A 13,447-nucleotide genomic window follows, 5' to 3' on the forward strand; every position below is an offset into this window, starting at 1 on the left:
CGCGACGCCTGATGCTCCTCGACACCGCTTCCCTCTATTTCCGCGCCTACTTCGGCGTGCCCGACTCGGTGCGCGCACCGGACGGCACCCCGGTCAACGCCGTGCGCGGCCTGCTGGACTTCATCGGCCGCCTGGTGCAGGACCACCGGCCGGACGACCTCGTCGCCTGCTGGGACGCGGACTGGCGGCCGCAGTGGCGGGTCGACCTCATCCCGACGTACAAAGCGCACCGGGTGGCCGTCGAGACCGGCGCCGGCGTGCCCGACGAGGAGGAGACCCCGGACACGCTGGCCCCGCAGGTCCCGGTCATCGCGGACGTGCTGGACGCGCTGGGCATCGCCCGGGTCGGCGCCGAGGGGTACGAGGCGGACGACGTGATCGGCACGCTGACCGGCCGGGCGGCCGGCCCGGTCGACATCGTCACCGGCGACCGGGACCTGTACCAGCTGGTGGACGACGCCCGCGGGGTGCGGGTGCTCTACCCGCTGAAGGGCGTCGGCACCCTCCAGCTGACGGACGAGGCGTGGCTGCGTGAGAAGTACGGGGTGGACGGCGCCGGGTACGTGGACCTGGCGCTGCTGCGCGGCGACCCGAGCGACGGGCTGCCGGGCGTGCCCGGGATCGGCGAGAAGACGGCGGCGAAGCTGCTGGACGCCTTCGGCGACCTGGCCGGGATCATGGCGGCGGTGGACGATCCGGCGGCCAAGCTGACGCCCTCGCAGCGCAAGCGGCTGGACGAGGCCCGCGGCTATGTGGCCGTCGCGCCGAAGGTGGTGCGGGTCGCCGGTGACGTACCGCTGCCGGACTTCGACCCGGCGCTGCCCGCCGCGCCGCGCGATCCGGCCGCGCTCGACGCGCTCGCGACCCGGTGGGGTCTGGGCGGGGCCCTTCAGCGCCTCCACTCCGCACTGCGACCCTGAGGTGTTAAGTTAGGTAACCCTAAGGCCGATGTCGGCATCGGGGGCATCGGTTGGCGGTTTTCCAATTCCGGCAGCAGGGAGCAGACCTCGTGGCAGAACGACCGGAACGGCGGGCACCGAAGGCTCGGGGGGCGCAGGTCCTGCGCACCGAGCAGATCACCCCGCACATGATCCGGGTGGTGCTCGGCGGCGACGGTCTCGCCGAGTTCGCGCTCGCGGGCTTCACCGACCATTACGTCAAGCTGTGCTTCGCCCCCGAGGGCGCGGACTACACCCACCCCTTCGACATGGCCCGCATCCGCGAGGAGTACCCCCGCGAGCTGTGGCCCACCACCCGTACCTACACGGTGCGTTCCTGGGACCCGGCCGCCCGGGAGCTGGCGATCGACTTCGTGGTGCACGGCGACGAGGGCCTCGCCGGGCCCTGGGCGGCGGGCGCGAAGCCGGGCGACCAGGTGACCTTCCTGGGCCCCGGCGGGGGTTACGCCCCCGACGCCTCGGCGGACTGGCACCTGCTGGCGGGCGACGAGAGCGCGCTGCCGGCCGTCGCCGCCGCGCTGGAGCAGATGCCGGCGGGCGCGGTGGTGCACGCGTACGTCGAGGTGGCGGACGCGACGGAGGAGCAGAAGATCGTCACGCCGGACGGCGTGGAGATCACCTGGCTGCACCGGGCGGGCCGGCCGGTCGGCGAGGCGCTGACCGAGGCGGTGACGGGGCTGGAGTTCCCGGCCGGCCGGGTGCAGGCGTTCGTGCACGGCGAGGCGGGCTTCGTCAAGGAGATCCGCCGCCACCTGCGCCTTGAGCGCGAGATCCCGGCCGCTCAGCTGTCGATCTCCGGCTACTGGCGGCTCGGCCACGACGACGACGCGTGGCGCTCCGTCAAGCGCCAGTGGAACGAGCAGGTGGAGCGCGAGCAGGAGAGCGCTGCCTGACCTTCGTACGCCCATGGCTGTGCCCCGGTCCGCGGACCGGGGCACAGCCATGTCGTGAGGCGTTGCGGCGCCGGCCGCCGGGAAGCCGTGGAAGGATCTCCCGCTTCCGGCCAATCCGCCCGGGCACCGGCTCCGAATCACCCCGGAGAGCGATGGCCACCGAAGGGAACCCCGCGTGAAGGAAGCCGTGTACATCAGCGGAACGGCCTCGGCGGGGCCCGATCTCCAGGAGCTGATGGGGCAGGTCGCCCGGGGCGACCAGGACGCGTTCGCCCAGGTCTACGACGCGGTGAGCGGCCCGGTGCTCGGGCTCGTCCGCAGTGTGCTGCGCGATCCCGCCCAGTCGGAGGAGGTCGCCCAGGAGGTCCTGGTGGAGGTGTGGCGCACCGCGTCCCGCTTCCAGGCGGCCCGGGGCAGCGCGATGAACTGGGTGCTGACCCTGGCCCACCGCCGCGCCGTCGACCGGGTCCGCTCGGCGCAGGCGTCGGCGGCGCGCGAGCACAAGGCCGCCCTGCTCGACCGGACGCCCGCCTTCGACGAGGTCACCGAGCAGGTGGAGACCCGGCTGGAGCGCGAGCAGGTGCGCCGCTGCATGCGGACGCTGTCCGAGCTCCAGCGGGAGTCCGTCACCCTGGCGTACTACCGGGGGCTGACCTATCGCGAGGTGGCCGAACTGCTCGCGGTGCCGCTCGGCACGATCAAGACTCGACTGCGCGACGGGCTGATCCGGATGCGCGACTGCCTCGGGGTGACCTCATGACCGACGCCGGACTGCACACGCTGACGGGCGCCTACGCCCTGCACGCCCTCCCCGACACCGAACGCCGGGACTTCGAACGGCACCTGGGCGCCTGCGAAGCCTGCTCCACCGAGGTGCGCGAGCTCTCCGAGACCGCGACCCGCCTCGGTCTCGCCGTCGCCGCGCCGGCCCCCCGCGGGCTGCGGGAGCGGGTGCTCCGGGAGATCACGACCGTACGCCAGGAGCCGCCCGCCGTCTCCCGCCGCGAACGTACGCCGGACCGGCGGTCCGGGGCCGCGAGATGGTCCCGGTTCGCGCTCGCCGCCTGCCTGGCCGGAGCGGTGGGCCTCGGCGGGATCGCCGTGTGGCAGCACCAGGAGGCGCGGGACGCCCGGGCGCAGGCGGACGCGGCCCGGCTCCGGGCCGAGCAGGTGGCCCGGGTCCTCGCGGCGCCCGACGCGAAGACCGCGTCCGGCGCGCTGGACGACGGGGCGCGGGGCACGGTGGTGGTGTCCCGGAGCGAGGACCGGGCGGTGTTCCTGGCCACGGGGCTGGCCGAGGCGCCCAGCGGCAAGGTCTACCAGCTGTGGTTCGCGGACGGCGGCACGATGCGCCCGGCGGGCCTGATGCACGCCTCGGGCCCGTCCTCGACCACGTACACGACCCTGCTCGACGGCCCGGTGGACGGGGCCACGGGCATGGGCGTCACCGTGGAACCGGCGGGCGGTTCGGCGCGGCCGACCTCGGAGCCGGTGGCGCTGATGGAGCTGCCCGCGTGAGCCGCGCGTTCAGCCCCCGCGCGGCGGGCGCGGGAAGAAGCCGCTGGTGCGCGCGGTGTACGCGACGAAGCCGGGGCGGCCGGCCCTTCACCGCCGATTCGCTGCCGGCTGCTCGGCGGATTGGCCCCATCCGGTATTCATCCGATCGGGTGACCGACCAATCCGCCCGGGCACCCGGCACCGAATCCCCGTCGTGAGTGAAGAGCGGAACGATCCGGAGACCGGGGCCACCGAGCCCCGGCGGTCCCGCTGGGTGCGTGCGGCCTGCGCCGCGCTCGGCGGTGTCATCGCCGGGTTCTGCGCCCTGGCGGTCGCCGAGCCGGTGGCGGCGCTGGTGCGCCCCGAGGCGGGGCCGGTCACGGCGGTGGGCGGTGCGGTGATCGACCGCACTCCCCCGGCGCTGAAGGACTTCGCCGTACGCAACTTCGGGACCGACGACAAGCTGGTCCTGGAGCTCGGCATCCTCGCCGTCCTGGCGCTGTTCGCCGTGGCGGTCGGGCTGCTGACACTCCGCCACCGGCTCACCGGGTCGGCGGCCGTGCTGATCTTCGGCGCGCTCGGGGCCACGGCGGCGGTCGGCCGCCCGGAGGGCCGGGTGCCGGACGCGCTGCCGTCGGTGGCGGGCGCGCTGGTGGGGGCGGGGGTGCTGTACTTCCTGGCCGGACGGCTGTCCCCGGCCGCGGCCCCCTCCTCGGGGGAGAGGGCCGCAGCCGGCTTCGACCGGCGCGGGTTCGTCCTCGCCGCGGGCATCGCCGCCGCGGCCTCCGCCGGGGCGGGGCTGCTGGGGCGGTGGCTCACCTCGGCCGTGCAGGCCGGGGCGGAGGCGTCCCGGCGCGATCTGAAGCTTCCCGCGCCCGCCTCGCCCGCCCCCGCCGTGCCGGCAGGAGCGGAGCTGGGAATCCGGGGGCTGAGCCCCTTCGTCACGCCCAACAAGGACTTCTACCGCGTCGACACGGCCCTGGTCGTGCCGAGGGTGGACGCCGGGGCATGGCGGCTGCGCATCCACGGGAAGGGCGTGACCCGCCCAGTGACGCTCACCTTCGATGACCTGGCGGGCCGGCGGGCGGTGGAGCGCGACATCACGCTGACCTGCGTCTCGAACGAGGTGGGCGGGCCGTACGTCGGCAACGCCCGCTGGCTCGGCGTGCGCCTGGCCGACCTGCTGCGCGAGGCCGGGGTGCGGCCCCCGTCCGAGGGCGGGCGCGCCGACCAGCTCGTGGCACGTTCGGTGGACGGCATGACGATCGGCACCCCGGTGGAGGACGTCATGGACGGCCGCGACGCCCTGCTCGCCTTCGGCATGAACGGGGAGCCGCTGCCCTTCGCGCACGGCTTCCCGGTCCGGATGGTCGTCCCCGGGCTGTACGGATATGTGTCGGCCTGCAAGTGGGTCAAGGACATCGAGCTGACCACCTTCGACGCGTACGACGCGTACTGGGTGAGGCGGTCCTGGTCCAGGCGGGCGCCCATCAAGACCCAGGCCCGCATCGACACCCCGCGCCCCTTCGCCTCCCCGAAGGCCGGCACGGTGGCGGTCGCCGGGGTCGCCTGGGCCCAGCACCGCGGGATCACCCGGGTCGAGGTCCGGGTGGACGGCGGCCCCTGGCACCCGGCGCGGCTCGCGGCCGGGGCCGGCCGGGACATCTGGCGCCAGTGGGTGTGGGAGTGGCCGGCCACCCCGGGCAACCACACCCTGGAGGTCCGCGCGACCGACGGGACCGGCGCCACCCAGACCGCCCGGCGCGCCGGCACCGTGCCGGACGGGGCGACGGGCCGGCACTCGGTGGTGGTCGACGTGACCTGATCCCAGCGGGCCCGCCGCCTCCCCCACCTCCGTGCGCAGGTCCGCCCGGGCTTCGCGCACCCCCAGTCAACTACCGTACGCAATCAACCGGTTACTCAACAGGAGAACAGCATGAAGGTCATCCACGCCCGCCGCGCCGCCCTCGCCCTCACCGCGGCGGCGATCCTGCCGCTGGCCCTGACGGCCTGCTCCGGCGACTCCAAGGACAGCGCGTCCGGATCGAGCGCCGGCTCCGCGAAGACCCCCGCCTCACCGTCCGCCGAGAAGTCCATGGACCCGGACAAGCCCTTCGGCCCGGCCTGCGCCTCGGTCCCGAAGAGCGGCGCGGGCTCCTTCGACGGCATGGCACAGGACCCGGTGGCCACGGCGGCCTCGCACAATCCGGCCCTGTCCACCCTGGTCACCGCGGTCAAGAAGGCCGGCCTGGTCGACACCCTCAACAACGCCCAGAACATCACGGTGTTCGCCCCGACCAATGACGCCTTCGCCAAGGTCCCGAAGGCCGACCTCGACAAGCTCCTCGCCGACAAGGCCGCGCTCACCAAGGTCCTCACGTACCACGTGGTGGGGCAGAAGCTGACGCCGGAACAGCTGAAGAAGGGCACCTTCGAGACCCTGGAGAAGGACGAGCTGAAGACATCCGGCTCGGACATGACGTACACCGTGAACGACACGTCGAAGGTCGTCTGCGGCAACGTCCCCACCGCCAACGCCACGGTCTACATCGTGGACACGGTCCTGATGCCGCCCGCCGCCTGACCGCATCCTCGCGGTGGGCCACCGGGCTCACCGCGGGGCCCCGGGCGGGCCGGTGCGGATCCTGCGGAATCCAGTCGCCTTGAACCTACACATAAGCGACGGATAAGAGCAGAATGGACAGTGCGGGCCACTTCCCGCGTGGCGGTGACCGGGTCCGCATGATCCGAAGGGGACGAAACTCATGTCAAACGTCTCGCACGTCGGCCACGATATGGCCGGACACCCCGATGTATCGGAAATGAGCGACCGCTACGCCCGTGTGATGGGCGGCCGCGACGTCGCGCTCGTGGACGCGCCGGTCTTCCTGGTCGGCCTCTACTGCGCCGTCTCTCCGTGGGTGCTGCACTTCACCACCTCGCAGTCCGCCCTGGTGACGCACAACCTGGTCATGGGCATCGCGATCGCCGTGCTCGGCCTCGGGTTCACGGCGATGCCGCAGCGGATGTACGGCCTGAGCTGGGCCATCTGCGCCATGGGTGCGTGGATGATCATCTCGCCCTGGGTGGTCGGCAGCAGCCCGGACACCGGCGTCATCCTCAACAACGTGATCATCGGCGGAATCACCGCCCTGCTCGGACTGGTCTGCGCGGGCGCGTCGATGAAAATGAGCCGAGGCGGCAGGTCCTAGCCCCTGTCGCAGAAAGGGAGCCGCACAGAAGCCGACCGGACCTCGCGCCCGGCCGGCTTCCACGTGTCCCGGCCGATGGCCGCGTGTCTCAGCCCAGCGAGCTGTACGCCACCACGCCTCGCAGCACCTCTTCGACCGCCTTGCGGGCGCTCCGGGCCACCGTGCTGTTCTCGCGCGGCGCGGCGGCGGCCACCTGACCCAGCACGTCGATGACCTGCTTGCACCAGCGCACGAAGTCGCCCGCCGGCATGTCCGCCTCGCGCAGCACCTCGTCCAGCGAGCGGCCGGACGCCCACATGTACACCGCCCAGGCGAAGCCGAGATCGGGCTCGCGCTGGCCGACCCCCTCCGCCTGGTTGATCTTGAAGTCCTCCTCCAGGGAGTCCAGCCGCCCCCAGATGCGGACCATCTCGCCGAGCGCGGTCCTCGCGGGCCCCGACGGCAGCTTCGGCGCCACCGCGTCGTCGGCCTGCCGCGCCTCGTACACCAGGGCGGAGACGCAGGCGGCGAGCTCCGCCGCGTTCAGCCCCTCCCAGACGCCGGCGCGCAGGCACTCGCTCGCCAGCAGGTCCAGCTCGCCGTAGAGCCGGGCCAGCCGCTTCCCGTGCTCGGTGACCTCGCTGCCGCGCAGGTAGTCCAGCTCGGTGAGCAGGGCGACGATCCGGTCGAAGGTGCGGGCGATGGTGTTGGTGCGCCCCTCGATGCGGCGCTCCAGCTGCCGGGTGTCGCGCTGGAGCCGGTGGTAGCGCTCGGCCCAGCGGGCGTGGTCCTCGCGCTCGTCGCACCCGTGGCAGGGGTGTGCGCGCAGCTCGGCCCGCAGGCGCGCGATCTCGCGGTCGTCGGCGGCGGGAGCACGCCCCTTGCGGTGCCGGTCCGGGACGATGTGCCCGGCCTTGGTCCGCAGCGCGGAGGCCAGGTCGCGGCGCGACTGCGGCGAGCGCGCGTTGAACGACTTCGGCACCCGCATCCGCTCCACGGCCTCCACCGGCACCGGGAAGTCGATCGAGGCGAGCCGCTTCACCTGCCGCTCGGCGGTCAGCACCAGCGGGCGGGGCCCGTCGTGGTATTCCATGCCGCGGTGGCCGTGCCCGTTGGTGCGCCCGGCCGGAAGCCCGGGGTCGAGGACGAGCGCGAGGCCGGCGAACTTGCCGGTCGGCACATGGATGACATCGCCGGGCTTCAGCTTCTCCAGGGACGCGGCGGCGGCGGCCCGCCGCTGCGAGGCGCCCTGCTTGGCCAGCTCCGTCTCCCGGTCCTTGAGGTCGCGGCGCAGCCGCGCGTACTCCTCGAAGTCACCGAGATGGCAGGTCATGCCCTCGCGATAGCCCTCAAGGCCCTCCTCGTTGCGCTGGACCTGGCGGGAGATCCCGACGACCGACCGGTCCGCCTGGAACTGCGCGAAGGAGGTCTCCAGGAGCTCGCGCGAGCGGTGCCGCCCGAACTGCTGGACCAGATTCACGGCCATGTTGTACGAGGGGCGGAAGCTGGAGCGCAGTGGATATGTGCGGGTGCCGGCGAGTCCGGCGAGGGCGCCCGGGTCCATGCCGCGCTGCCAGAGCACCACGGCGTGGCCCTCGACGTCGATCCCGCGCCGGCCGGCCCGGCCGGTGAGCTGGGTGTACTCGCCGGGGGTGATGTCGGCGTGCTGCTCGCCGTTCCACTTGACGAGCTTCTCCAGGACCACCGAGCGGGCGGGCATGTTGATGCCGAGCGCCAGCGTCTCCGTCGCGAAGACGGCCTTGACGAGGCCCCGGACGAACAGCTCCTCGACGATCTCCTTGAACCTCGGGAGCATCCCGGCGTGGTGCGCGGCGATGCCCCGCTCCAGGCCCTCCAGCCACTCGTAATAGCCGAGGACGTGCAGGTCCTCGGACGGGATGGACGCCGTCCGCTCCTCCACGATCTCCCGGACCAGCCGGCGCTTGTCGTCGTCGTTGAGCCGGAGCCCGGCGTGCAGGCACTGCTGGACGGCGGCCTCGCAGGCGGCCCGGCTGAAGATGAACGTGATCGCGGGGAGCAGCCCCTCGGCGTCCAGCCGGTCGATGACCTCGGGACGCGAGGGCGTCCAGATCCGGCTGCGCTGACGCCGCTCGCGCTCGCGGTCGGCCTCGCGGATCATCTTGCCGCGGCGGCGGTCGCGGGGGTTGTATCCGCGCTGATTCTCCATGCGGGCCAGGCGGACGAGGTCGGGGTTGACCTCGCGGCGGCCGGTGCCGCGGCCGCCGTGGTCGGTCTCCTCCTCGAAGAGGTCGTACATCCGGCGCCCGGCCAGCACGTGCTGCCACAGCGGGACGGGCCGCTGCTCGGAGACGATCACCTCGGTGTCGCCGCGCACGGTGTCCAGCCAGTCGCCGAACTCCTCCGCGTTGGACACGGTCGCCGACAGGGAGACCAGGGTGACCGATTCGGGGAGGTGGATGATCACCTCTTCCCAGACGGCGCCCCGGAAGCGGTCGGAGAGGTAGTGCACCTCGTCCATGACCACGTGTCCGAGGCCGTTCAGCGCCTGGGAGCCCGCGTACAGCATGTTCCGCAGGACCTCGGTGGTCATGACGACGACCGGGGCGTCCGCGTTGACGCTGTTGTCACCGGTGAGCAGGCCGACCTTGTCGGAGCCGTAGCGGCGGACCAGGTCGGCGAACTTCTGGTTCGACAGGGCCTTGATCGGCGTGGTGTAGAAGCACTTGCGGCCCTGCTCCAGGGCGAGGTGGACGGCGAATTCGCCGACGATCGTCTTGCCCGAGCCGGTCGGGGCGGCGACGAGCACGCCCTTCCCGGCCTCCAGCGCCTTGCACGCCTCGATCTGATACGGGTCGAGATCGAAGTCGTACATCTCGCGGAACGGCCCGAGAGCGGTCGCCTGATCGGCCGCCCGGAGCCGGGAAGCCTGGTAGCGCTCAGCTGGTGAGAGGTCCTCTGTCATCTTGCTGTCGAGCCTACCCGCCGCCTCTGACAGTGACGCGATCTTTAATCGCCCATGGGCCGGGCCCCCAGTATCCGTACGGCCTTCGGCACGCAGGTGGCGGTCAGCGGGAGCGCGCCGAGCGGTTCGCCGTCCGCGTACGCGGTGACGCCGACGGCTTCGAGGGTGACCGAGGCGGCCCGGTGCACGGTGACGACGGGGTGGCTGAGGTGGGTCCCCTTGTACACCTGGGGGAAGACCTTGAGCAGGGTCGTACGGCTGCACTCGCCGACCACCGTGATGTCGAACAGGCCGTCGCTCATGTCCGCGTCCGCGCAGATGCGCATGCCGCCGCCGTACGAGGTGCCGTTGCCGACCGCGACGAGCGTCGCCGCGATCTCACGCGCCGGTCCCCCGTCGAGCGTCATCCGGTACGTGACCGGCTTGAAGGCGGCCAGCTCGGCGAGGATCGCCAGGTCGTACTTGAAGCGGCCGCCCACCCAGCGCATCCGGTTGCCCCGGTCGTTGACCCGGGAGTCGAAGCCGGAGGCGAGCACGGAGCCGAACCAGCGCTCCCCGGCCCGCCCGAGGTCGGTCTCGCGCACCGGCGCCCGGCCCTTGAGCGCGTCGGCGGCGAGCCGGCCCGCCGCCTCCGGGTCGCGTATCGGCAGGCCCAGGGCGCGCGCGAAGTCGTTGCCGGTCCCCACCGCCACCACGCCGAGCGGGGTGAGCGTCCCGGCGACCGCCTGGAGCGCCAGCGACATCAGCCCGTCCCCGCCGACGGCTATGAGCGCGCCCGTCCCCTCAGCGACCGCGTCCCGCGCCCGGCGCAGCGCGTCACCGGCGTCCTCGCCGAGGATCGTGCGTACGGAGAAGCCGGCCTCCCGCAACGCGGAAGCGGCCGGCTGCGCGGCTCGCGCGCCCCGGCCGCGTCCCGCGGTGGGATTGACGAAGAGGGTGATCTCGCTGGTCACCCGGGGACCCTACAAGGTCAGGTGATGTCGTCGTAACCGTCGCGTGCCGAGGACCGCCCGCCGTCGGACTGGCCGGGCAACGTCGGAGACGACGAGACGTGTTCCATGTCGCCGATGTCCTCGGGGGTGAGGTCGAGCTGCGACGCCTCGTCGTCATCGAGGTCGGCGTCCGGGTTGTTCCGCCTCCGGCGCCGGTCGTTGGCCAGGCAGATGCCGAGGGCGAGGAAGTACAGCAGCACGATGGGCGCGGCCAGCGTGATCATCGTGAGCGGGTCCCCGGTCGGGGTCGCCACGGCGGCGAAGATCGTGATGCCCATGACCATCCAGCGCCACCAGGAGCCGAGCCGCTTGGCCGTGAGCACTCCGGTGAAGTTCAGCAGGATGAGCAGCAGCGGCAGCTCGAAGGCGAGCCCGAACACGACCACCATGCGCGTGATGATGTTGAGGTAGTCGTCGATGGGCAGCAGCGGCTTCGTGTTGTCCGGGGTGAATTCCTGCAGCACGGACACGGTCTGCGGCATCAGGATGTAGGCGAGTGCGGCGCCCACCAGGAAGAGCGGGACACCGACGCCGACGAAGCCGAGCGCGTACCGCTTCTCGTGCTTGTGCAGACCGGGGGCGAGGAAGGCCCACAGCTGGTATAGCCAGACCGGGGTGGAGAACACCACGCCCGCCATGAGGGAGACCTTGAGGGCGATGGAGAAGGGCGCGACGATACCCTGCACCGTCATCTCGGCACACGGGTTGCCGTTGGCCTGCCTGCTCTCACCGTGGGCGCAGCCGACCGACTCCAGGACCGGGCGGATCAGGAAGTTGATCAGGTCGTTGTAGAAGAAGGCCGTGACCACCGTGATCACGAGAATCCCCACAACCGCGATCAGCAGTCGGTTACGCAACTCTCGCAGGTGATCAGCGAGAGGCATCCGCCCCTCGCTGTCCTTCTCCTGCTTGCGGGCAGACTTGAGCAACCCACTTCCCTCGTCTCGTGCGGCGGCCGGCGGAAGAGTCCGTCGGCGCGGTCAGCTCTGGGTGGTGGGCTTCGCTTCGCTCACCGGGCGGGAGCTCGTGACGTCACCGGGCGCGGCCTGGATCGTACGGGCTGCGGCCTGCGGGGCGTCGGCGGCGGCGTCCGTGGTGGCGGCGGCCGTCGGCTCGTCGTCCTTCTTCATGGCCTTGGCCTCGCTCTTGAGGATGCGGGCCGACTTGCCCAGCGAACGGGCCATGTCGGGAAGCTTCTTGGCGCCGAACAACAGCAGGATGACAGCGATGATCAGTACGATCTCGAGAGGCTTCAGATTGCCCATGGTGTGCTTCCTTCTGGCTGAGGCGGCTGGAGGTGGGCTCGCTGCCCTTGAGTGGCGGATACACATCCGACGGTTCGCCGGCAGCGATCGTAACCCGCGGGAGTAAACGCGAGGCAATGCCCGTGCATACTTTCGATAGCGGCCCGCACCTCCCTGCCTGGGCCGTCTTGCAGCAGCGTACCTCCCGGGCCTTCGAAACAGGAGGCCGCGTCCAGGGAGCCTCCAGGACCTCAGGGCAGGGTCTTGCCCGTGGCGGCGAGCCGTCCGGCCGCGCGCTCCAGGTCGTCGGCGGCGCGGTTGATGCGCTCCGTGGTGCGGGTCACCTGGTGGCCGAGGCGCTGGGCCTCGATGAACACCCTGATGGCCAGCGTGCCGAGCACGGCGATTCCGAGGAATCCCAGGGCGATGGCGAGCATGGGCCAGAACATGCGCGAGGAGCCTTTCAGGAGCCGGTGTGCAGACGCAGCGTGCGGACGCCGCCGTCGGTGAGGAGCTCCACTATCCGCTCCCCCGCCGGCTTACGGACGCACGCGGCGCAGTCGGGGCAGGTGAAGGAGTAGAACGTGGTGCGGCTGGTCGCGCCGATCACCAGCCGGAACTCCGCCGCCGCCAGCTCGAACCGCGCACGGCAGTCCGGGCAGGCCGCCTTGAAGCGCGCCGACTCCGGCACCGCCACGGTGGGTACGGCGGCGCGGCCCGGCAGTGCGGACAGGTGGCCCATGGGTGCAGCCGTCCCTTCAGACCGTGCCGTCGTACGCGGCGAGCGCCGCCCGCGCCGCACTCCGCGCGCTGCCGGCCAGCTCCGGGGGCGAGACGATGCGCCCCTCCCGGCCGAGCCGCAGCGCGAGCCGGCGCAGCGAGGCCGGGTCCGGGGTGCGCAGGGTGATCCGCAGACCGCCGTCGGGCCGCTCCTCCGCCCGGTCGTGCGGGTAGTACTCGGCGACCCAGCGCCCGCCCGGGCCGACCTCGACCACGACTTCCGGGTCCTCGGCGGCCGGCTGGACCAGCCCCTCGGACAGGTCCCTCAGCTCCAGCTCGGGCGGGGCGGCGGGCTCGTCCAGGAGCCGGATCTCGGCGACCCGGTCGAGGCGGAAGGTGCGCCGGTCCTCGGAGGAGCGGCACCACGCCTCCATATAGGTGTGTCCGACGGCGAAGAGCCGGATCGGGTCCACCTCGCGCTCGGTGAGCTCGTCGCGGGCGGGCGAGTAGTAGCGCAGCCAGAGCCGGCGGCGCTCCGAGATCGCCCGGTCCACCTCGGCGAAGACGCCGCCCTCGGACTCGAAGGTGACCGAGAGCCGGGAGCTGGCGGCGCCCACCTCGCCGGCGGCGGTCTCCAGCTTGGCGGTGGCCCGCAGCAGCGCCTGCCGGTCGCTCTCGCGCAGCCCGGGCAGGGTCGCCACGGCGCGGGCGGCGACCAGCAGGGCCGTCGCCTCGTCGGCGGCGAGCCGCAGCGGTTCGGCGACGTCGTCCGCGTTGTGCCACCAGATGCGGTCGCCGTCGGTGTCGATGTCGAGCAGGTCGCCGCCCCGGAAGCTGGTGCCGCACATGGGCAGCACGTCCAGGTCGGAGATCAGCTCGTCCTCGGTGATCCCGAAGGCCCGGGCGACGTCCTGGACGTGGGCGCCGGGGCGCTCACGCAGATACGTCACCAGGGAGAGCATCCGGCGCGTCTGGTCGATGGCGTTCGTGGCCATGGAATACGGTCC

General features: G+C 72.4%; 14 protein-coding genes. 7 read left to right on the top strand and 7 right to left on the bottom strand.

Translation table 11 applies throughout. The features are described from left to right. Positions 1–11 precede the first annotated feature (11 nt). The 7 genes from OG338_RS03875 (at position 12) to OG338_RS03905 (ending at position 6,561) form a co-directional block, all read left to right on the top strand. On the top strand, positions 12–920 hold the full coding sequence (locus OG338_RS03875; protein ID WP_405940308.1) for a 5'-3' exonuclease H3TH domain-containing protein: 909 nt from the start codon (positions 12–14) through the stop codon (positions 918–920). An 89-nt stretch (positions 921–1,009) separates the two neighbouring features. Next, a complete protein-coding gene (locus OG338_RS03880) occupies positions 1,010–1,852 on the top strand; it encodes a siderophore-interacting protein (RefSeq protein WP_405935971.1) in 843 nt (280 codons plus the stop codon). Positions 1,853–2,027: 175 nt separating this feature from the next. Continuing rightward, positions 2,028–2,612 (top strand): sigma-70 family RNA polymerase sigma factor, encoded by a 585-nt coding sequence (locus OG338_RS03885; protein ID WP_405935972.1) that lies wholly within the window; start codon positions 2,028–2,030, stop codon positions 2,610–2,612. Further along, positions 2,609–3,370 carry an anti-sigma factor domain-containing protein gene (locus tag OG338_RS03890; RefSeq protein ID WP_405935973.1) on the top strand — a complete coding sequence of 254 codons (762 nt, stop codon included), beginning with the start codon at positions 2,609–2,611 and terminating at the stop codon, positions 3,368–3,370. Before OG338_RS03885 ends, OG338_RS03890 begins: the two co-directional genes overlap by 4 nt. Positions 3,371–3,623: 253 nt before the next feature. After that, positions 3,624–5,174 carry a molybdopterin-dependent oxidoreductase gene (locus tag OG338_RS03895; protein ID WP_405940309.1) on the top strand — a complete coding sequence of 517 codons (1,551 nt, stop codon included), beginning with the start codon at positions 3,624–3,626 and terminating at the stop codon, positions 5,172–5,174. A 111-nt stretch (positions 5,175–5,285) separates the two neighbouring features. Then, positions 5,286–5,933: a fasciclin domain-containing protein gene (locus tag OG338_RS03900; protein WP_405935974.1), complete on the top strand. Its 648-nt coding sequence runs from the start codon at positions 5,286–5,288 to the stop codon at positions 5,931–5,933. A 238-nt stretch (positions 5,934–6,171) separates the two neighbouring features. Further along, positions 6,172–6,561 (top strand): SPW repeat protein, encoded by a 390-nt coding sequence (locus tag OG338_RS03905; RefSeq protein ID WP_405935975.1) that lies wholly within the window; start codon positions 6,172–6,174, stop codon positions 6,559–6,561. A gap of 88 nt (positions 6,562–6,649) precedes the next feature. Here the strand turns inward: OG338_RS03905 and OG338_RS03910 are convergent, their stop codons facing one another. The 7 genes from OG338_RS03910 to OG338_RS03940 all read right to left on the bottom strand — a co-directional run bounded on the left by OG338_RS03910 (position 6,650) and on the right by OG338_RS03940 (position 13,435). Further along, on the bottom strand, positions 6,650–9,484 hold the full coding sequence (locus OG338_RS03910; protein WP_405935976.1) for a DEAD/DEAH box helicase: 2,835 nt from the start codon (positions 9,482–9,484) through the stop codon (positions 6,650–6,652). A gap of 44 nt (positions 9,485–9,528) precedes the next feature. Further along, positions 9,529–10,437: a diacylglycerol kinase gene (locus OG338_RS03915; protein ID WP_405935977.1), complete on the bottom strand. Its 909-nt coding sequence runs from the start codon at positions 10,435–10,437 to the stop codon at positions 9,529–9,531. A 17-nt stretch (positions 10,438–10,454) separates the two neighbouring features. Further along, positions 10,455–11,405, bottom strand: coding sequence for a twin-arginine translocase subunit TatC (gene tatC, locus OG338_RS03920; RefSeq protein WP_405935978.1), 951 nt, complete (start codon positions 11,403–11,405; stop codon positions 10,455–10,457). Positions 11,406–11,456: 51 nt separating this feature from the next. Next, positions 11,457–11,741, bottom strand: a complete 285-nt coding sequence (gene tatA, locus OG338_RS03925; protein ID WP_405935979.1) for a Sec-independent protein translocase subunit TatA — start codon at positions 11,739–11,741, stop codon at positions 11,457–11,459. Between the two features lie 230 nt (positions 11,742–11,971). Then, positions 11,972–12,169: a hypothetical protein gene (locus OG338_RS03930; protein WP_405935980.1), complete on the bottom strand. Its 198-nt coding sequence runs from the start codon at positions 12,167–12,169 to the stop codon at positions 11,972–11,974. A 14-nt stretch (positions 12,170–12,183) separates the two neighbouring features. After that, a complete protein-coding gene (locus OG338_RS03935) occupies positions 12,184–12,462 on the bottom strand; it encodes a hypothetical protein (protein ID WP_018103752.1) in 279 nt (92 codons plus the stop codon). 16 nt (positions 12,463–12,478) lie between these two features. Beyond that, a complete protein-coding gene (locus tag OG338_RS03940; protein WP_405935981.1) occupies positions 12,479–13,435 on the bottom strand; it encodes a helix-turn-helix transcriptional regulator in 957 nt (318 codons plus the stop codon). Positions 13,436–13,447: the final 12 nt, after the last annotated feature.

It is taken from the genome of Streptomyces sp. NBC_00726 (assembly GCF_045161735.1).
Classification (GTDB): domain Bacteria; phylum Actinomycetota; class Actinomycetes; order Streptomycetales; family Streptomycetaceae; genus Streptomyces.